This is a genomic window from Sulfurimonas iocasae, from assembly GCF_047716755.1.
Classification (GTDB): domain Bacteria; phylum Campylobacterota; class Campylobacteria; order Campylobacterales; family Sulfurimonadaceae; genus Sulfurimonas.
In genome coordinates, this window is sequence record NZ_CP180409.1 from 2,058,168 (window position 1) to 2,079,455 (window position 21,288).

The window sequence follows — 21,288 nt, forward strand, 5'->3', positions numbered from 1 at the left end:
ACTTATCACTGTTTATGACTAATTTGTAAATACACGATTTGGATTATAGGGTGTGTTGTATTTAAAAATAGAGTATATGATAGTTGCAAGTTTTCTTGAAACTGCAACAAGTCCCTCTTTTTTAGATTTGCCTTGACTTCTTTTAGTATCGTAGAGTTGCTTCATCTGTTTGTTATGTATCAGACAACTTACAGCACTAAGATATAGTGCATGCTTGACCAAAGAAGAGCCTCTTTTACTTAAGTGACCTACACTTTTAGAATTACCAGAGCTATTTTCTGTTGGAAAGAGTCCAAGATATCCTATAAACTTAGGTATAGATGGAAACCTCGTCAGGTCTCCACATTCACTAATAACAGCAGCTACAGTTTTATCACTTACTCCAGGTATGGTTTTAAGGTTATCAATAAGAGTGTTACTCTCTGGTAGCTCATCAAGTGTTGAACTATTAATGCCTTTTTTATCAAGCAAAGAGAGTATCTCAGCTTCAATAATATCTATCTCACTAAGATACATCTTTAAAAGCCTAATAGTACTTCTAATAGCTATTGCTCTTGCATCTTTAGCCTTACCTGAATAGATAGACTCTCTTGAGAGTTCTAGTAATCTTAGGGCTTTGTCTTTATTGAAGTTATTGCCTTGAATATGAGCAAATATCTTCATGATTCTATCAACGCTACTATGCTTATAGTGATATGCTGTTGGATACTTTTCAAGCAGAGCTAGACCACTTATGGTAAATGGATTTGTGAAGCTCTCAAACTCTGGAAATGTAACTGTTATTTGAGTAATGATTCTCTTCTTAACCTCTTTCATATCAGACTGAATAGAAGCACGATTTCTATAGAGTGTTCTAAGGCTCTGATACTCATCATCAGTTACATAACCTGATGAGTATTTGCCATCTTTTAAAAAGAGTGCTATAACTAAAGAGTCTATGTTGTCATTTTTTACTTTTTTCATAGTTATTTGTTCTCTATACCTTGAGGTTTGAAATGGATTGAGTAGTTTAACACTATAGCCCTTAGACTTTAAAAACTCTAAAAGGTTTTCACCATAAATACCAGTTGCTTCTATACCGATAATAAAGTCATCTTTATCTAAAGTGACACTATCTAAAATAGTAAGTAATTTTTCAAACCCTTTTAAATCATTGTTGATTTTAAAAGGCTTGTTAATAACCTTAGTTTCACTATCATCGATAACTGAAACAACATGAAAACTCTTTGCAATATCTATTCCTACGTAATACATCTCTATAATCCTTGTCGTGTAATCTTAAGTTGCCTAACAAAAAAACAAAAGTTAAATTGTTAGAATTCACAGCCTCGTTAATCTATGTGTTGTAGGTGCTAAAATAACAGCTACCCCAACAGCTTTTAATAAGTGATTAACAACTAAAGACACCAACTGGCTTAATGATGTAGTCAGTAGATATAAAATATTTTCATATCCTGCTATAAGGAAAAAAATGTTGTTTTATCTTTAGTCATAAACTGTGAAAGTTACAAGATTTGAAGTTAGTACTTCAATCTTAAAAGAGTAATACTTCTTTGCTTTAAAGTCAAAAAAACTTTAAAAAAGAACTACTTACTCATAAAAGAAATTATACGAGGATAAATAATGAAGTATTTTTTAATAGTAGCTTTTTTAATAATTGCCGGCGTTACTGCACTATTTGTTATAAAAAATAACGAAGCTCTCCTTCTAGCAACAATAGCCGTAGTTATTACTGGTTTTTGGATTGCCGTTATGCAGATTCCAAAAGAGTCTGATTCTTAGTCTGACATTTTGATAGGCTTTTTGCCTATCAATAAACTTCTATTTTTAGTAAAGCAAGAGGTTTGTTTAGCCACTACTCTTGCTCTACTAAGGATAAATATATTACTCACACTACAACTGATCAGCATGTCCAAAAAATATATTTTGCTCACTATTTTTTCTCATACTCTCTAAAATATTTTTTGCTTTTATTTTGGTCGGTGCATCAAAATATATAAACATATTTCTTGAAAAGATAAAATCAAACTTTCCAATCTTTACAAATGATGGATCAAATAGATTCTCGAGTCTAAAAATAACATGAGATTTTACACTATTCTTTAGAGCGTATAAATCTCCTTTTCTGTCAAAATACTTAGCTTTAATCTCATCAGTAAGGTTTCTTACATTTCTCTCTTTATAGATAGCTTCTCGTGCTTTTTGTAAAGCTTCTGAGTTTATATCTATACCAACTATTTTAATTTTACTAGGAAGTATTCCGGCTTCAAGAAGTGCTATAGCTATACTATAAGGCTCTTCTCCTGTTGCAGATGGAGCACACAGGATTTCTACAGCTTGTCCATAACTCTTAACAAGTTCTACAAGTTCAGAAATTTGTCTAAACTCTCTATAAAAAAATGTCTCATTAGTAGTTAAGTAATCTATTAGCTCTTGTTTAATAACTGCATCCTCATCTACTATTTTTAATAGTTTTGAAAATGAATAAATCTCTCTTTGCCTACAAAAAGTTATAGCTTTATTAGTCAGTATGCTGATTTGATTATCAAATGTCACACCTGTCTCATTTTTAAAGTACTCTGCTATTTGTAGAACATCAGTATAGTCAGTCGTTTCAACAACTTTTTTTTCTTCTTCTACAACAGATTTATTCTTCTTTTTTAAAAAATTAAACATTAGTTACAAACTCCTTTATTGAATCTACTATTTGATTAATATCAAGTACCTGTATATCTTTCACCTCTTTTCTTGCACGACTAGGCATTCCATCAACAATAGCACTATTCTCACTCTCAGTTATACACAAAGATCCATTTTGACCAAGAACTTTACAAGCGTCTACACCGTCATGACCAATACCAGTTAAAATGATACTTAAAACATCAAAATCTTTAATATAAGGTATAAAAGAGTGAAAGAGAACATTTATATCTGGATTAAAAGCATTTAGTGGTGACTTTTTTTGAGAAAAAATATATCCTGAAGTATTTTTGCTTAATATTGTAGTTCCACAACATACATATATTTTCCCATTTTCCAAGTACTCTTTATCTTGGGCAACAGATATGGAGTTTACATGGTTTTCTTGTAATCGTTTAGCAAAACTTGGCATAAAACCAACTGCCATATGTTGTGCAATCACTATTGATGTAGAGTGCAGTAATGGAAGAGCGTCAACTATCTTTTGAATTTGTCCAGGTCCTCCTGTAGAAGCACCAATTAGAACAAGTTTCTTAGGTATAGAATGTTTCAAGTTTAGAGTGTAAGTCATCTGTCATAGAGTTTAAGTGATCAGCTGCAGCAGCAATCTCTTCAACATTACGAGCATTAACTAAAGAGATATCATTGATCTCCGTAATCTGAGTAACAATAGACTCAACATCATTTCCGGTTTTTTCAAAATCTGTAACGGTTCTGTCACTTGCGTGTACAGCTTCATCAACTATCTGAACACTTATATTAATCTTCTTTTCAACTTCTATAGCCATATCTGCAAGTTTTTGAATATCTTCAGAGTTAGTGCTCATCTGTCCACTTACATCCCCAATAGACTGAACAATTACATTGATGGTAGCGTTAATTTCTGTAAGAGATTTTTGAGTTCTCTCAGCTAGTTTTCTTACTTCATCTGCAACAACAGCAAAGCCACGTCCATGCTCACCCGCACGAGCTGCTTCAATGGCAGCATTTAGTGCTAGAAGGTTTGTTTGATCTGCAATGTCTGAGATAACTTCAAGAACACTTTTAACTTCATTTGCATCTTGAGATACTGTATTCATTTTATGGGCTAACTCTACTTCTAACTCTGCACTAACTTGTACTTGAGATGTAAGGTTTATTACATCATCACGAGCTTCTGTAAGATTTTCATTTGCTTTTATGATATCTTTTTTACTATCTTGAGCATCTATAATCGAATTATTAATTTCATCTTTGATTACGATTGCTTTTTTAGTAGCATCTTCAACTACAGTTACTGACTTCTCAACATTTTCTCCAACACCAAGTGCTGTAGTGGATAGTTCATGCGATATAGAAGCATTCTCTGAAGAACTCTGTTTTGAAGTCTCTATTAACTCTTTTAGTGAAGTCATAAGAGCATTAAAACTTATTGCCATTTGAGAAAGTTCTAGTGGTGCGTTTTCATCTACTTTTAAAGTAAGGTTTTTATTATCTCCAATATTTAAAAGAGTCTCTTTAAACTTGTTAATAGGTCTGATTATATTTACATTGATTGTAAATATAGAGATACTCATCATAACAAGCAATACAACAATAGACCATATTACAATACTGTTTCTGATACTATTTGGAACTATAAGTACCTCTGCTTCATCAATCTCTGAAATAATTGCCCACTTAAAATCTTTACCTATATCAATAGCTGAAAAAGAAGATAAAACAGAATTGCCATTGTAGTCCGTTACAATTTTAGTATCTGTCTTGCCTGCGAGTGCTTCATTAGATGCCTCTGTATCAACAGAACCAGTTGACGGATTAGCAAATGATGCTTGAAGTGAGTGTCCTTTTGGATCCAGAAAACTATCACTTCTCATTAGTTTATCTGCACCAACTAAGTAGTCTTCTTGTGAATCACCGTAACCGCCTCTATATTGCATAGTCTTGTTTATTGCACCATCACTAATTTGAAAAGCAAGAACAGCTTTAAGTTCTCCGTATATCTTTACCGGAGTCGCCAAAAACATTGCAGGAGCACCGTTACTAGGTGCGTATGGTTTCATATCTACAAAAGAAGGCGTTCATTTTTTAAAGCAAGTCTATATGCTTCTGCCAATCCACTATCTTTAAGTGAACCATGAGTAATATTTGCACCATAGTCTGACTCTTTTGCAGTTGAATAGAGAACATGTCCATGCTTTGCACAAATAATAAAAACATCATAGTAACCGTAGTCTTTCATATAACCCTGAAAAAACTCCTCATGTTTAGCAGTTGCCTCTTTAGTAATTTCATTCTCAACTGGATATCTATCAGTTGCCTTTACCTTTAGTTCTTCATGAACATATAAAAGATCATTAACTATATTATAAAGATTTTCAGAACGAGAAAGAACATTTATATCCCCTACTCTCTCACTAAAAAATGACTCTATAAAGTGTTTTTTCATATCTCTTACAGTAGTAAGTTGCGAAAAACTGTTTTTTATTAAAGCTTCTTTACTTTGTGAAACAGAAATATTAGTAGTTATTAACGCCAGCAATATAAGAGATACTGTTGTAGATAAAATAATCTGCATTCTGATTGATAATTTATTCATTTAAAAACCCTTTTTTAAAATGTACTTATATTGTACTCTATATTTTATGCTATTTTTAGTTTATTATCTTAATGTATAAGATAGAATAATATATGTTACAAAAAATAACATATTTATATATTGATTAATATATTCTTCTTTAGTTGATTATTATTTAATCACCATAAAGATTAATTTTCCATCTTGTTCTATTATAATTCTGTCATATAATTTGTTTAGGAGACATTATGGCAGGATTTAAAGATTTAAAAGGTCAAGGACATGCACCGACATTGTTCATGGCTTTTTTATATTTTGATATGAGTTTTATGGTTTGGACGATGCTCGGTCCACTTTCTACAGAGATAGCTGAAGCATTAGCACTTGGTGGTCACATTATGACTGCAGGTGAAAAAGCAACTCTTCTTTCCTTGCCTATTTTATCTGGTGCACTACTAAGAATAGTTCTTGGTTTTGGTGTTGATAAACTTGGTGCTAAATTGACTGCCATGATGGCACAAAGTGTTGTAATTATTGCTCTTTTAACTGCATATTTTCAAGGTAGTTCAATCACTTACGACACACTGCTTCTTGTAGCACTTGGTCTAGGTTTTGCAGGAGCTTCTTTTGCTGTAGCACTTCCACAAGCAGGTCAATGGTATCCGCCAAAACTTCAAGGTGTAGTTCTTGGAATCGCTGGAGCTGGAAATATAGGAGTTGTTATTGACTTCTTATTCGCTCCAAAAATCGCTGAACTTTGGGGATGGGAGTCTGTATTTGGTGTAGGTGCTGCAATGGCAATAGTTGTTCTAATTGCTTATACATTTTTAGCTAAAAATGCACCAGCTGAAGTCTATACAGCTCGCCCTAAAAAACTTAAAGATTATGGAAAACTTCTAAAAGATAAAGATACATGGTGGTTTAACCTTTTTTACGCAGTTAGTTTTGGTGGTTTCGTTGGATTTGCAGGATATATGAAAGTATATCTTATGAATACATATCAAGCAGATATGAGTGTCTTTGGTTTAAATGTATTTGACGAAGAAAACGTAAAAGTTATAGCTGGTTATTTCGGTGCTCTTTGTATCTTTGCAGGTGCTGTTCTTCGTCCTGTAGGCGGGGCAATTGCTGATAAACTAGGCGGTATCAAATCTCTATATATTTTCTTTGGTCTTGTTTCTCTTTTAGCTATTTTAAATGCAACTGTTGTTTTACCGTTTTGGTTTGCTATCTTAGTTCTGTTTCTAATCATGGCTAATCTTGGTATGGCAAACGGTGCAGTTTTTCAACTGGTACCTCAAAGATTTGGTAAAGATATTGGAATCATGACAGGTATTATAGGTGCAGCTGGTGGTCTTGGCGGTACTGCTCTTATCAAAACTCTTGGTTGGTCAAAAGGTGTATTTGATGGTTATTCAGCTGGTTTCATGATATTTGCTGCGGTTGTTCTTATCGCTCTTATGGGTATCTCTTTAGTAAAAACTAGATGGAGAACTACATGGGGTATAGCAGCTGGAGGCAGAATATAACTAGATGAAGAACTCTTATCAGCTAGAGTTCTTCATTTAATTCATAAACTGTTCTAGTTATTTAAGGTTAAGACATATATAATGTTCTATAATTAAATATAAGATGGGTGTTTATGAATTCAAAAAAAATACTATATTTGTTACTATTTTTTATTAGCTCTACCCTATTTGCAAACAGTGCCGTAGTTTTTATGTACCATCGCTTTGGTGAGGCAAAATACCCTTCTACAAATATAACTCTAAAACAATTTGAATCTCAGTTAGACTATCTTGAAAATAATCATTATAATATCTGGCATCTCTCTAAAATAATAAAGTATATTCAAAACAAAAAAACTCTTCCTCCAAAAACTGTAGCACTCACTATAGATGACGCTTACATCAGTACTTATACAAATGCATATCCATTACTAAAAAGTAAAAACTTTCCATTTACTGTAATAGTAAGTACAAACCAGATAGATAGTAAATCTAAAAACTACATGACCTGGAATCAGATGCGAGAGATGCAAACGAATGGTACGGAGTTCGCGAATCACACCAAAAGTCATGACTTTTTACTTCAACAAAAAAATGAAACAGATACTATATGGAAAGATAGAGTCACTAATGAAATAGAAAAAGCTCAATCAAGACTTCATCAAGAACTTGGAGAAGATGCAAATGAAAATCCGCGCCTTTTTTCTTATCCATTTGGAGAATATGACTTAAAGACTGCAAAACTTGTAAGAGAACTTGGTTATATTGGTATAACACAAACCTCAGGAGCTGTTGGATTAGATTCTGACTTAAGTAAAATCACAAGATTTCCTATGGCAGAGTCCTTTGCATCCCTTAACAGTTTTATAAGTAAGCTAAACACTTTACCGATGCCAATAGAGTCAGTTTCACAAAAAGAGACTCTCATAAAAGAGCAAAATCCACCAGTACTTCGTATAAAGTTTAAAAAGCCTCTTGAAAACGTAGGATGCTATATGTCAAGCGGTGAAGCAATAGACTTTAAATGGATATCCAAAACAGAAATTGAAATCAAAGCAAATGAACCAATTAAACCACCTAGAGATAAATATACTTGTACTGCACCGAGTGAAAATGGAAAATGGTATTGGTACAGTCATCTGTGGATAGTTAAGTAGCGATTGGTTAAAATACGTAAAACTATTTTAGGAACTCCTTAGATGCCATTTTCTTCACTTAAGCTCTCAACTCAGATAAAAAAAGCACTTGCAAAAAGCAACTTTATAAAGCCAACGCCAATTCAAGAAAAAGTTATTCCTTATATAATTGAGGGTAATGACATTATGGCTAAGGCTAAAACAGGAAGCGGTAAGAGTGCGAGTTATATTCTTCCTATTTTAGAGATGCTACAAAAGCGTAGAGGTGAAGGAAAAGCAAAAATAAAAGTACTTGTGCTAACTCCCACAAGAGAGTTAACTCTTCAAATTGCTAAAACTTTTGAGATTTTTAGTCAGTTTCAAGAGAAAAGAGCAAGCGTTGTAAGTCTTATCGGTGGTGAAGGAATCGGCGATCAACTCTACGAAATCCAACAAGGATGTGATGTCTTAGTTGCGACATCTGGCAGGTTTTTAGATGTTCTCAGTAAAAAGCAGATGAACCTCTCGCATTTAGAGTTTTTAGTTCTTGATGAAGCAGACAAGATGCTAAACCTTGGTTTTGCAGGGGAACTTGACCTAATTCTAGATGCCATTCCAGACAAACGACAAAACCTACTATTCTCGGCAACTTATCCTGATAAGATTTTAGACATTGCTTCTAAGATAACAAAAAATCCTCTAGAGGTTAGCATAGAAGAAGATGTACCAACAGTTGATACTATTAGTCAAAGAGTTATAGAAGTAAATATTAACAATCGTGCCTCACTTCTTAGGCATCTCATCAAAACACTAAAACTAAAAAATGTATTAGTTTTTATGGCAAACAAAAGAGCAACTGATAACATCGCTTTTAAGTTTAGAAAGTATGGTTTTACAGCTGAATCATTTTATGGCGATTTAAACCAAGAAGACAGAACATATACATTGAATGAATTTAAAGATAAAAAGATAAATATTCTCTTCGCAACCGATATAGCAGCTAGAGGGTTGGATATAGACAACATTGAGTGTGTTGTAAACTATGACCTGCCCCGCTCTCCAACTGACTATATTCACCGCATCGGAAGAACTGCAAGAGCTGGAAAAATAGGACTTGCCATTTCTTTTATATCTCATGAAGACCAAGCTCATTTTAAAGTCATAGAGAAAAAATGTAAGGTAAAAATAAAGAGAGAACAGATAGAGGGTTTTGAAGTTACAGGAGAAACTCCTAAAAAAGAAAAAGGTCCCGCACCTGTAAAAGGTAAAGGAAAAAGTAAAAAAGACAAACTTAGAGAAAAAGCTCTTAAAGAGTCAAAGTAAAGTTTATATATATCTGCTATAATCTTTGCAAAAATATATAAGGATATTTATGATAAAATTTTTACCTGCAGTTATTGGTTGTTTAGGACTTATAGCAACTTCTAGTATATCTGCTAACACACTAAAAACTCAAGAGCAAAAAGCTAGTTATGCTATAGGCATCCGACTTGGAACACAGCTTATGATTTCTAAAGATGATGTAGATTTAGATGCCATGAAACTTGGGATGCAAGACATCTTTGATGGTAACAAACCTAAACTCTCAAACGATGAGATGCGAAGTGCGATGAAAGTTTATCAAGAGAGCAAGAAAAAAAGAGAACTTGCTATGATGGAGAAGTTCTCAACTCACAACAAAGCTGAGGGTGCAATATATCTTGCATCTAACAAAAAGAAAAAAGGTGTTATCACACTTCCTAGTGGTCTTCAGTATAAAGTACTAAAATCAGGAAATGGAAAAATTCATCCAAAATTAACAGATAAAGTAGTTACTCACTATCACGGTACACTTATAGACGGAACTGTATTTGATAGCTCAGTTGAACGTGGCCAAGCAGTAAGTTTTCCTGTAAATGCAGTTATAAAAGGTTGGACAGAGGCTCTGCAAAAGATGAAAGTAGGAGACAAATGGCAGCTTGTTATTCCACCTGAACTAGCTTACGGTGAACAAGGTGCTCCACCGAGCATAGGTCCAGACGCTACATTGATTTTCGATGTAGAGCTCTTACAGATAAAGTAACACTCCTTTATATCTTGTTATAAATGATTTCAAACTAAAATAGAGTATTAAACTTGTTTGTAGATTTTTACTGCACTATGATTATAATCTGGCTCAAACGATTCTTTATCTAGCAAATCATTTGTTAGATAATTTATCTCTCTATTGCTTATAGGAATAAAGAGAGTTTTTCTGTTAATAGCATTTGTAACTACAGCTTTTGTAGTTATCTGACCTCTTAGTGACAATACAGTTACTATATCATCAGTTCTTATACCAAGCTCTTTTGCATCTTCATTATTTATCTCAACAAAATCAAGTTCTTTATATTTAAGTAGTGTTTGTGGTAGATTTGTTTTTGTGCCACTATGCCATTGATCTCGTGTACGACCTGTTAAAAGTACAAATTGATATTCTAAGTTTGTTTTTTCACTCAATAACTTGTTCTCAACAAAATGAAGATTTGCTTTTTTATCCTTTGTTAAAAAGCCATTTATATCTTGCCCCCAAACAAAAGGTTTAAAGGAGAGCTTGTCATAATCTGCATTATGTATATCCATATATTTATTTAGCTTTGTCATTTCCTGATATTCTAAAAAAATCTCTTTTGGATGTTTATAATCAAATTCTTTTTCAAATCCCAATTTTTTAGCGATGAGTTGAAATATTTCCCAATCTGCCTTGCAATCTATAGAAGTACGAGTAAGCTTTTCTTGTTTTGTAATACTTCTGTCTAGATTTGTCTGTGTACCCTCTTTTTCTCCCCATGGAGCTGCAGGCAGTTTTATGTGTGCGAACTTTGATGTCTCAGAGTTATCGTAAGCGTTTATCTCAACTACGAGTGCTATTTTTTTTATTAGTCGCTCGACCTTATGTCTGTTTGGCAAGTGATAAACAGGGTCCGTATGACAGATAATTAAAATATCTAAATCAGCTTCTAGCATCTGAGTAGCTGTAAGTCCGGGATTACTATCTATATTATCGGTTTTCCAAAATTTTGACACTTTTTTAATAGACTTTGCATCAAAGTCTAAATGAACTGCAAGAGAAGTAGAGAGACCACCTACTTCTCTTCCACCCATAGCATTTGGCTGACCTGTTAGGCTTAAAGGACCATTTCCCTTTTTAAAAATCTTTCCACTTAATAGATGCGTATTAATAAGTGCTAAGTTTTTATCCACACCTTGAACTGACTGATTTAATCCCATTGTCCAAGCTGATATAATATTTTCACTACTTATATACAACTGCCAAAATTCTTCAAACTGTTCTTTAGTTAAACCTGTTCTTTTTAGCATCTTTGTAACAGCCACTCTTTTGAACTTATTTTTTAAGAGCTCAAAGTTGTTTACATGTTTATTAACAAACTCCTTATTATATAGTTCTTCATCAATCAATCGTTTTGATATAAGATTGAAAAAATCTATGTCTCCTCCAGCTTTGATAGGAAGATATAAATCAGCAGACTTTGCAGTATCAGTACATCTTGGATCTATTACAACTACTTTAAGTCCATGCTTTTTTGCTTTTTTTATTTGGTTGTGAAAAACTACATGAGCTTCTGCCGTATTAGCACCGACAAGTATAAGTAAGTCACTACAAAAAATATCATCCATCCTAAGAGGCACAAAATCTGCACCAATTGATTTTTTATAGGCTACAACTGCACTAGACATGCAAGTACGAGAATTTGTATCTACATTATTAGTTCCTATAAATCCTTTACCAAGTTTATTAGCAACATAATAATCTTCTGTTAAGAGTTGACCTGAGAGATAAAAACCTATTTTTTCCTTAGAACTATCTTTAATTTTATTAGCTATTTTTGTTACTGCCTCATCCCAATTACTAGTTTTATACTCTACAGAGATACTATCTCTATATAAGGGTCTTAGAAGTCTTGTAGATGATTGAATACTAATTAATTCAGATATTCCCTTAGAACAAAGCTTTCCTTCATTAGTAGGGTACGATATATCACCGATTAGTTTTTTTCTATCATATTCCAGTCCACATCCAACACCGCAATACCCACATACTGATTTTATTATCATAATAGTTATCCATTTATATGTTTAAATTACAAGAGTATTATAGAGTTATATTAATGTAAAATTAAGATTAAATTGTATAATAATTAATCATAAAACTGTCTATTTAGCATATTTTTAACAGTATAATTTCTTCACAAACATTTAAATAATGTAAATTTAAGGAAAACACATGTTAAAGAAAATAATAAGTATCGGATTAGGTTTGTCATTAGTTGCCACATCGTTATTGGCTACAGAGTTAGAGAAAAAAGAGTTGACTATAGGTTTTATTGCTCTAACTGACTGTGCACCAATTGTTATTGCTCAAGAAAAAGGCTTTTTTAAAAAATATGGTTTAGATGTTCATGTTGTAAAAGAAGGTGGCGGATGGCCGGGTATCCAGCAAAAAGTAATAAGTGGAGAGTATGATTTTTCACACGCTCTTGCAGGTATGCCGATTGCTGCTACTTTAGGAATCAACGGTAACGCCAATCTTCAAGCTGTACTTTCTCTTGACTTTAACGGTAACGGAATTACATTTGGAAATAACATTATTAAAGAGATGAAAAAATACGGAATGGATGAGACTAAACGTCCTCTTGGTTCTCAATCACTTAAAAAATACATAGACGCAAAACATAAAGCAGAAGGTTCAAACTATCAACCGCTCTCTTTTGGTATGGTTCACCCAGTTTCTACTCACAACTACGAGTTAAGATATTGGATGGCAAGTTCTGGAATAGTTCCTGATCGTGATACTACTATTAAACCTTTTCCACCACCAACTATGCCATCTAACCTAATCGCTGGAAATATAGAAGGTTACTGTGTTGGTGAGCCTTGGAATGAAAGAATCGTTTTAAAGAAAAAAGGTTCAACTCTTGTAACAAACTATGATATCTGGAACAACAACCCTGAAAAGGTTTTACAGACTCGTGCTGACTTTATAGAAAAAAATCCAAAGACTACAAAAGCTGTAATGAAAGCAATTTTAGAAGCTCAAATGTGGCTTGATGCTTCATGGGAAAACCGTAAAGAAGCAGCAAAGATTCTATCTAAGCCAAACTATGTTAAAGCACCTGTAAAAGTTCTTGAAAAATCAATGACAGGTACGTTCCAGTACTTAAAAGGTCAAGATTCAGAGCCAAACCCAATGTTTAACGTGTTTGCTAACTACTATGCAGCATATCCTTACTATTCACACGGTATGTGGTTCATTACACAGATGTACAGATGGGGTCAAATTGACAAAGCAGTTGATATGAAAAAAGTTATCGAATCTGTTTACCGTCCTGACCTGTTTGCTGAAGTAGCAAAAGAAGTTGGTTATAGCCTTCCTCCAAGTGCTTGGAAAAAAGATGGTGTAGATAAATACAATATGTTTATGGATGGAAAAGTTTGGGATCCAAACAAAGCAGTTGAGTATATCTTCTCTACTGGTATTGATGAATCAAAAGTATCAAAAGAAGAGCTTTTAAAAGTTAATAAATGGACTGTTAAAACTGAACAACCAAACTATGTATGTCCTTATGGTCCAGCTGGTTGTGCTGACCCTAAATATGTGACTAAATAAGGATATACATCACAAAGTTTTCACTTTGTGCTTTAGTGACCCAAGCGGTCTTAGCGTAGATAATTTGGACTTGTTCAAATTATCGCTATATTAAATAGTGTCCTTATGGTCCAGCTGGTTGTGCTGACCCTAAATATATAACTAAATAAGCTTTTGCTGCACTTAGACAAAGGAATACGTTCCTTTGTCTAACTATTGTAATTATTTTTTATCTTTAAGTACCTAGAGTTAGGTTAAAGAATCTTCCTTCTGTGATCTCCTAAAATACTCTAGGTGCTTTACTGGGTACTTAAAGATGTAAATTATATTACACAACAACGAAGGAAGAAAAATGAACAATGAACTAATTAAAAAAATATTTTTACCACTTTTGGTATTTGTATTGATTATTCAGGTTTGGTCAGGAATTGCTACAGTTGTAGAAGATTTTCCAACACCTAGTGATACCTATGTATCAGCTTTTGGAGGAGTAAATAGTGAAGGTGATGAGTTAGTAGGTGTATTAACAGACCCTTTTTATGTAGAAAATCAAGATGACAAAGGTCTATTTTGGCAGATTTTAGAGTCACTAAAAAGAGTATTTGCAGGTTTTGTTTTAGCAATATTAGTAGGTGTGCCTTTTGGTTTGTTGATAGGTATGAGTAAGAGTGCTCAATATGCGTTTGATCCGTTTATTCAAATATTTAAGCCTGTTTCACCACTAGCTTGGTTGCCACTACTTTTATTTATATTTCAAGATATAAATATAACAGCTATCTCGACTATTTTTATTACATCTATTTGGCCAATTATTATAAACACGGCGTTAGGTGTTAAGAGTGTTAGTGAAGATTATATGAACGTTGCCAAGGTTTTAAGATTCTCTCCTATGGAGAAGATAATTCAGATAATCCTACCGGTTTCTGTTCCTTATATCTTTACAGGGATGAGACTATCTCTTGGTATTGCATGGTTAGTTATCGTTGCAGCAGAGATGTTAACTGGGGGTATTGGTATCGGTTTTTGGATTTGGGATGAGTATAACAACCTCAACTATCATAACATTATCATAGGTATTATTCTAGTCGGTCTAATTGGTTATCTACTAGACCTTATTATGGGAAAACTTGCAGATTATTTTGATTATACGAAGAAAGGTAGAGCGTAATGAATGAGAAATTTTTAAGTCTTGAAAATATTGAAAAAAGATTCCCGATTCCGGGAAAAGATGACTATGTAGCTGTAACAGATATAAATCTAGAAATTAAAAAAAATGAAATTATCTCCATCATCGGGCATAGTGGATGCGGAAAGAGTACTCTTTTAAATATGATTTCAGGTTTAGATGCGCAGACTGAGGGGCATATACTTTTAGAAAACAAACATGTAGAGGGCCCAGGTCCTGAGCGTGCAGTAGTTTTTCAAAACCACTCACTTCTGCCTTGGCTTAGTGTCTATCAAAACATTGAGATGGCAGTAAAAAAAGTAATGCCTTCTCTTAGTTCAGCAGAGCTTAGAGATAGAGTTGAAAAGTTTGTATCTATGGTAAATCTTGACCATGCAAAAGACAAACTGCCAAATGAGATAAGTGGTGGAATGAAACAGCGTGTTGGAATTGCCAGAGCTTTATCTATAAAACCTAAAGTTCTTCTTATGGATGAGCCTTTTGGAGCACTGGACTCTCTAACTCGTGCAAACCTGCAAGAGCATCTTATGAGGATTCAGCAAAATGTCAAAAATACTGTAGTCATAATCACTCATGATATTGATGAAGCAGTACTTCTAAGTGACAGAGTTATCATGATGACAAATGGTCCAGATGCAACTATAGGAGAGATATTAGAAGTAAATCTTGAACGCCCTAGAGACAGAGTTTCTCTTCAAAGTAATCCTGAGTATATAAGATGTCGTGAAGCTATACTAAGCTTTTTATATGAAAAATTTGCAAAAGATGATGAATAAAATAATTTAAAAAGGAAAATCCTGTGCAAGAATTTATGAGTACTTATAAAGAAAATATTCTAGATATTGAAAACTTTCTCATAGAGACTGTTTTCAATCTTGGAAGCTTAGAGGATAGAGAAGCTGATGAGTTTAAAAAAGTCTTTAAAGTCTTTCCATCTCTAGAACTTATATACGCATGTAACGAAGAGACTATGCTTCAAACTTCTCAAAATATATATAGAAATAAAACAAGCCAGACACCTATAGGAAGGAACAGAGAGTATCTTCTAAATAAGATGGAGTTTGATGAAAGTAATATTGCAATCTCTCACCCTTACATCAGCAGTGCTACAGGTGAGACTTGTATCACAGTTGCTAAAAAAGAGAATGGTAAAATGTATTTTCTAGATTTTAACATATCTATTTTACTCCAAAGATTAGGTCTTATAGAGGTTCATCAAGGCTTTAACTTTGTAAGTAAAAGTTTTTACTTTTTAACTGCCAACATTATGATGGTCTTGGCATTATTTACTATTGGTTACTCGGTTTATGAGTTTATATCTTCTTTGTTGTTTAAAGATGGACTATCAATAGAAGCGATTTTTAAACCCGTTATTGCTCTAACACTAGGTCTTGCAATCTTTGATCTTGCAAAAACTGTTTTAGCGCAAGAAGTAGTCTTTAAGAGCTACTCCAAAAACTCCAACGAAGAGTATAGAGTATTAACGAAATTCTCAATTACCATTATTATTGCTTTACTAATAGAATCTCTTATGGTAGTATTTAAAATTGCTATAGATGATTACTCGCATATGATTCATGCTTTTTATCTAATAGGTGGTGTATCCATCTTAATTGTAGCTCTAGGACTCTTTATATATTTTACAAAAAAGAAAGTTTAACATGCAAAACAACAACATAAAAACATCAGGTTTTTCACTTGCAAAAGCTAAAGATTTAACCGGTGATGATTTTTACGATATCAAGACTATAGGTAATTTAACCGTAGGTATAGTTTGTGATGGTGTGGGAAGTGCCGAGGCAGGTGCCGAGGCTGCCAAGAGAGTTACAACTTATCTTATAAATAATTTTAAAATACGCCCAAAGACATGGAGTATAGAGAAGTCTATAATCACATTTATAAGCTCAATAAACTCGATTTTATATCAAGAATCAATGATAAACTATGAGAGAACAGAATTAGTCACGACCTTAACTATCGTAGTCATAGAGGGAAATAAACTTCATGGTGCGAATGTTGGTGACTCTAGAGTATATCTATACAGAGATACAAAAATAAATCAACTATCATTTGACCACGCTATGGACGAGTCAGGATATGAAAATGTACTGACTCAAGCTATTGGAATAGATAAGGATGTAGAGCCTTACTACTTTGAAAATATCATTCAAAAGCATGACAAAATACTTTTATGCAGTGACGGTCTTTATAATCTTATGAGTGAAAACCGTCTTGAGACGGGTATCTCACTCGGTGCTTCTTTCTTAGTTAAAAAAGCCTCTAAACTAGCAGAAGACAATCTTCCAGATGACACAACTGCTGTAGTTCTCGAAATTTCTGAAGCAAATGAAGTTGAAAAACTAAAACAACAAAAACTTATAATTCCTGAATCTTTAAAAGTCGATCAAGTCATTGATGGCTACACACTTCAAAAGTCGCTTATTCAAAATGAGAGGACATGGTTATGTTCTAAAAAAACAAAACAGTATGTAGTTAAGTTTGCTCCTACTGAGGCTATAGATGATGAAATTATCCTAGACCTCTTTGTAAAAGAAGCCTGGAATGCAAAAAGACTTAAGGCTGACTTTTTTCCAAAAGCAGTTATTCCTAAAAACAGAACTGCCATATACTACGTTATGCAGCTTTTTGTCGGTGAAGATTTGGATAGTTATCTGACTAATAAACAACTAACTATAGACGACGCGGTTGAGTTAGCCTCTACCCTTTTAGATATGTCGCAGTTTTTACTAAAGTATGACTTGGTTCATGGAGACATAAAACCTCCAAATGTGATGATAGCAAAAGATAATGATGAAAATTTAGACTTTAAGATTATAGACTATGGAAGTATCACAGAGATCTTTTCTAAAAATACAAAAGCCGGAACTCCCAGCTTTTTATCTCCTGAAAGGTTTAAAGGTGAGTCCATAAGTGAGTCTAGTGAGATCTTCTCTATCGGAGTTACACTCTATCTTGCTCTTAGTGGAAAATATCCATATGGAGAGATAGAACCTTTTCAATCTCCATCATTTAAAGAAGCAAAGAAACCAAGTATATATAACAGTAATATTCCTGATTGGTTAGACAGTGTCATACTCCGCTCAATAGCTATAGATAAAGAACGCAGGTATGAACACTATTCTGAGATGAATTTTGAGCTAAAGCGTCCTGAAAAAGTAAAACCTTTTTTTCCAAAAGATGCTACCCTTATTGAGCGTTCACCACTCACTTTTTACAAGAGTGGATTTATAATTATGTTACTTATTAACTTTTTACTTCTTATCTGGATGAATTCGTAATAAACTAGAATTAACATTGTGATACAATAATGTATACAAGCTAATTTTAAAGGAATTTTTATGGAATCTTCTTCTGTAAACGCAGTTTTTTCTGCCCAATTATCAAAAAAAGACCTAACAATCAGTAATGAACTTTTTAAAAGTATCCAAGAAAAGAAAATAATCACTCAAATAATAGATGATGAAAAACAGCCCTCTATAAATATTTTTGCTACTACTCAGATATATCTATCTTCTATCGTACCTATTTTACATGACTTTGGTTTTACGATTATTGATGAAGTTGCTTATAAAATAAAAAAAGACAAACATGATGTTTATATAAACAGATTTAATTTAAAAATAGATGACACAAAAAATATAACTATATCTAAATACAATATTGAAAATGTAATATCTGATTCACTTAGTGGATTCATACTACAAAGATGTAGGCTATTTTCTCTAGTTTATAATCAAAATCTTTCTATAAGAAAAGTTCTGCTTCTTCGTGCTATGATTGAGTATATTGACCAGTCTGTAATAGCTCTAAACCAAGAAGCAATTTTACATACAATAACTCTATATCATAATATATCTAAACTATTTGTAGAGTATTTTATAGCCAAATTTGACCCTCATATCACTAAACGTGAAAAGATGATGAAAGATTTTGAAGTAGAGATAGAAGAGCAGATAAAAAATGTTCCAAATATCATGGACGATAAGATTTTAAAACTCACCTATGCTCTTATAAAAACTCTTATGCGAACAAACTATTTTTTAAATAATCCTGCCATATCTTTTAAAATAGACACGGCAACTTACTCAGAAAATCTAAAAGGTCTTCAACCAAAGATAGAAGCCTTTGTATATCACCCTGACTTTAGCGGTCTGCATCTTAGAATGAGCAAAATTAGTCGTGGCGGACTTAGATGGAGTGAGAGACATGAAGACTATCGCCAAGAGATAAAATCACTAATGATTACTCAAGAGGGGAAAAATTCTATCATTATTCCTGATGGAGCAAAAGGTGGATTTGTTATACATAAAGATTTAGCAAGTATTACTCCAGATGTCTTTAAAACTATATACAGTGCATTTATAAATAACATGCTTGATTTAGTTGACAACAGAATAGATGGAAAAATTATTAGAAATGAAAATATCATAGCTTATGATGGTGACGATGCCTATTTTGTTGTAGCCGCAGACAAAGGAACAGCTGCTATGAGCGATGTTGCCAACGAAATAGCTGTAAGTCGTGGTTACTGGCTTGGAGATGCTTTTGCAAGCGGTGGAAGTAATGGTTTTGGACATAAGGAGCTAGGCATAACAGCACGCGGAGCACTTATTTCTTCTGAGAGATTTTTTATAGAAAAGGGTATAGATATTAAAAAAGAATCTATTACTCTTGTTGGTATCGGTAGCATGAATGGTGATGTATTTGGAAATGGTATGATTTACTCAGATAAGTTCAAACTATTAGCAGCTGTATCTCATAAAGAAATATTTATAGATCCAGATCCTGACCCACAAAGCAGTTTTGAGGAACGTTCTCGTCTTTTTACTTCTAAAAACGGTAGCTGGGGTGCTTATAACAAAAAAATGATATCTAAAGGCGGCGGAGTATTTTTACGCTCTCAAAAAAGTATTGAACTTACCGCTGAAATCAAAAAGATGCTAGGAACTATAAGAAAAATTATGAGTGGTGAAGAACTTGCCAAAAAAGTTTTGATGATGAAAGTTGATATGCTCTTTAACGGTGGTGTTGGAACATATGTTAAGAGTTCTGATGAGTCAAACCTAGATTTAGGCGATAAACAAAATGAAGCTGTAAGACTAGACGCACATGAACTTAAAGCAAAAGTTGTATGTGAAGGCGGAAACTTGGGATTTACTCAAAAAGCACGTATAGAGTATGCAAGAAACGGTGGAGAGCTAAACATAGATGGGATTGATAACGCTGCGGGTGTAAATACTTCAGACCATGAAGTAAATCTAAAAATACTTCTAAACATCATAAAATCAAAAGATTTATTAGATGAGGAAGAAGCAAATAAGACTCTTCAAAACTTGACTGAGCAGGTGGTAAACCTTGTTCTTTGGAGTAACTACCATCAATCTCTGGCAATCTCTAGAGATTCAAGTCTCAGTAAAAGATATCTTGATGACTTTCTATCAAGTATTGAAGTTTTAGAGACTAATCTATCGAGCTTTTCAAGAAGAGAATACTACATTCCTAAAAATGAAAACATACGTGAGATTTTATGTGCTGAGGGTTCTATTGTCAGACCAATCATCAGCTCAATAATCTCATATTCTAAAATCTTTGTAAAAAATGTATTACTTGAGTCTAACCTCATTGATGAAACCTTTGCAAATCAGTTTCTCTTTAAATACTTTCCAAAATCATTTCTTGCAGCTTATGAACATGAAATAGTACATCATCCACTACGTCGTGAAATTATAGCAACAGTAATGGCAGATAACATTATAAATCTTCAAGGTGCAACCTTTATATCAGATTATAACAAAAGAGGAAAAGAGAGCTTCTTACTAAAAATAAAATCATATCTTATAACAAACCAACTCTTTGATGCTAATGATATTAGATTTGAGATCTATAGAAACGACTTTAAAATGGATGTAAAACTACAGTATAAACTTCTTGATGATATAGAACGCACTCTTGGATTTAGTACCAGATGGATGCTAAAATACCTTACTAAACATAAAGTGGATGTTAATCATATACTCGATTATAAGTCAGATTTGTTTGAGATACTTGGGGATATGAAAGAAGAAAAAATTGTTCCAATCATCAAGGATAATAATCAATTTAATCTCTTCTTTAGTGCTATTGACTATCTGAAATTTGCAGTAGCTGCCATTATGGTCAAAGAAAATTCTTTTCATACATTTAATAACGTTGTTGTAGTATTTTATCTGGTAGTAAATGAGTTTAAAATCCTTGAGATGATTAACTCGCTAAATACAATAGAGACAACATCTGGAAGTCAGAAAGTTCTAAGACATCAGATACTTCAATACATAGAGTACATTGTGGTTCATTATACAGAACAAGTTTTGGAATTTCAAAGAGTAAACGAGACACCTCAAGATGCCTTTAAAAACTACATGGCAAATGAAGAAGAGAGCTTTGAAGAGATACAAAACAACATAGAGTTTTTTATGTCAAAAGAGGTAAAAAGCATAGAAGAAGTCAGTATAACTGTAAACCAGATTATGACCTCTTTGATTTAAGCATAGAAACATTGCTAGTTATAAGCCTCAATTCTATATAATCATAAAAAT

17 protein-coding genes are annotated in these 21,288 nt (G+C 33.1%); 11 read left to right on the top strand and 6 right to left on the bottom strand.

The window, feature by feature from the left end; translation table 11 throughout:
• Window positions 1-18: 18 nt before the first annotated feature.
• A complete protein-coding gene (locus ACLHDE_RS10460) occupies window positions 19-1,254 on the bottom strand; it encodes an IS110 family transposase (RefSeq protein WP_415395806.1) in 1,236 nt (411 codons plus the stop codon).
• A gap of 369 nt (window positions 1,255-1,623) precedes the next feature.
• Between ACLHDE_RS10460 and ACLHDE_RS10465 the strand changes: the two genes are divergently transcribed.
• Window positions 1,624-1,782 (top strand): hypothetical protein, encoded by a 159-nt coding sequence (locus ACLHDE_RS10465; protein WP_415396362.1) that lies wholly within the window; start codon window positions 1,624-1,626, stop codon window positions 1,780-1,782.
• Between the two features lie 111 nt (window positions 1,783-1,893).
• Here ACLHDE_RS10465 and ACLHDE_RS10470 read toward each other — a convergent pair whose 3' ends face one another.
• Genes ACLHDE_RS10470 through ACLHDE_RS10485 form a run of 4 tightly spaced genes read right to left on the bottom strand, consistent with a single transcriptional unit; the run spans window position 1,894 to window position 5,278 of the window.
• Complete coding sequence (locus ACLHDE_RS10470; RefSeq protein WP_415396363.1) at window positions 1,894-2,676, bottom strand: CheR family methyltransferase; 783 nt, start codon at window positions 2,674-2,676, stop codon at window positions 1,894-1,896.
• The gene (locus ACLHDE_RS10475) at window positions 2,669-3,253 is read right to left on the bottom strand and encodes a CheB methylesterase domain-containing protein (protein WP_415396364.1); all 585 of its coding nucleotides are present in this window, start codon (window positions 3,251-3,253) and stop codon (window positions 2,669-2,671) included. Before ACLHDE_RS10475 ends, ACLHDE_RS10470 begins: the two co-directional genes overlap by 8 nt.
• Window positions 3,234-4,742 carry a methyl-accepting chemotaxis protein gene (locus ACLHDE_RS10480; protein ID WP_415396365.1) on the bottom strand — a complete coding sequence of 503 codons (1,509 nt, stop codon included), beginning with the start codon at window positions 4,740-4,742 and terminating at the stop codon, window positions 3,234-3,236. The genes ACLHDE_RS10475 and ACLHDE_RS10480 overlap by 20 nt, the downstream gene beginning before the upstream one ends.
• A gap of 2 nt (window positions 4,743-4,744) precedes the next feature.
• Window positions 4,745-5,278: a hypothetical protein gene (locus ACLHDE_RS10485; protein WP_415396366.1), complete on the bottom strand. Its 534-nt coding sequence runs from the start codon at window positions 5,276-5,278 to the stop codon at window positions 4,745-4,747.
• A 227-nt stretch (window positions 5,279-5,505) separates the two neighbouring features.
• Here ACLHDE_RS10485 and ACLHDE_RS10490 point away from each other — a divergent pair, with 227 nt between their 5' ends.
• The 4 genes from ACLHDE_RS10490 to ACLHDE_RS10505 all read left to right on the top strand — a co-directional run bounded on the left by ACLHDE_RS10490 (window position 5,506) and on the right by ACLHDE_RS10505 (window position 9,942).
• On the top strand, window positions 5,506-6,786 hold the full coding sequence (locus ACLHDE_RS10490) for an MFS transporter (protein ID WP_415396367.1): 1,281 nt from the start codon (window positions 5,506-5,508) through the stop codon (window positions 6,784-6,786).
• Between the two features lie 113 nt (window positions 6,787-6,899).
• On the top strand, window positions 6,900-7,922 hold the full coding sequence (locus ACLHDE_RS10495; RefSeq protein WP_415396368.1) for a polysaccharide deacetylase family protein: 1,023 nt from the start codon (window positions 6,900-6,902) through the stop codon (window positions 7,920-7,922).
• 42 nt (window positions 7,923-7,964) lie between these two features.
• Entirely contained in the window at window positions 7,965-9,203 is a 1,239-nt protein-coding gene (locus ACLHDE_RS10500) for a DEAD/DEAH box helicase (protein WP_415396369.1), read from the top strand.
• Window positions 9,204-9,252: 49 nt separating this feature from the next.
• Window positions 9,253-9,942, top strand: a complete 690-nt coding sequence (locus tag ACLHDE_RS10505; protein WP_415396370.1) for an FKBP-type peptidyl-prolyl cis-trans isomerase — start codon at window positions 9,253-9,255, stop codon at window positions 9,940-9,942.
• Window positions 9,943-9,989: 47 nt separating this feature from the next.
• On the opposite strand, the gene ACLHDE_RS10510 is transcribed toward ACLHDE_RS10505, so the two are convergent.
• On the bottom strand, window positions 9,990-11,975 hold the full coding sequence (locus ACLHDE_RS10510; RefSeq protein WP_415396371.1) for a molybdopterin oxidoreductase family protein: 1,986 nt from the start codon (window positions 11,973-11,975) through the stop codon (window positions 9,990-9,992).
• 169 nt (window positions 11,976-12,144) lie between these two features.
• Here ACLHDE_RS10510 and ACLHDE_RS10515 point away from each other — a divergent pair, with 169 nt between their 5' ends.
• The 6 genes from ACLHDE_RS10515 to ACLHDE_RS10540 all read left to right on the top strand — a co-directional run bounded on the left by ACLHDE_RS10515 (window position 12,145) and on the right by ACLHDE_RS10540 (window position 21,237).
• Window positions 12,145-13,527, top strand: coding sequence for a CmpA/NrtA family ABC transporter substrate-binding protein (locus ACLHDE_RS10515; RefSeq protein ID WP_415396372.1), 1,383 nt, complete (start codon window positions 12,145-12,147; stop codon window positions 13,525-13,527).
• Window positions 13,528-13,858: 331 nt separating this feature from the next.
• A complete protein-coding gene (ntrB, locus tag ACLHDE_RS10520) occupies window positions 13,859-14,674 on the top strand; it encodes a nitrate ABC transporter permease (protein ID WP_415396373.1) in 816 nt (271 codons plus the stop codon).
• Window positions 14,674-15,468, top strand: a complete 795-nt coding sequence (locus ACLHDE_RS10525; protein ID WP_415396374.1) for an ABC transporter ATP-binding protein — start codon at window positions 14,674-14,676, stop codon at window positions 15,466-15,468. The genes ntrB and ACLHDE_RS10525 overlap by 1 nt, the downstream gene beginning before the upstream one ends.
• Before the next feature lie 23 nt (window positions 15,469-15,491).
• Entirely contained in the window at window positions 15,492-16,352 is an 861-nt protein-coding gene (locus tag ACLHDE_RS10530) for a hypothetical protein (protein WP_415396375.1), read from the top strand.
• 1 nt (window position 16,353) lies between these two features.
• The gene (locus ACLHDE_RS10535; RefSeq protein ID WP_415396376.1) at window positions 16,354-17,991 is read left to right on the top strand and encodes a protein kinase domain-containing protein; all 1,638 of its coding nucleotides are present in this window, start codon (window positions 16,354-16,356) and stop codon (window positions 17,989-17,991) included.
• Between the two features lie 60 nt (window positions 17,992-18,051).
• Window positions 18,052-21,237: an NAD-glutamate dehydrogenase domain-containing protein gene (locus ACLHDE_RS10540; RefSeq protein WP_415396377.1), complete on the top strand. Its 3,186-nt coding sequence runs from the start codon at window positions 18,052-18,054 to the stop codon at window positions 21,235-21,237.
• Window positions 21,238-21,288 lie beyond the last annotated feature (51 nt).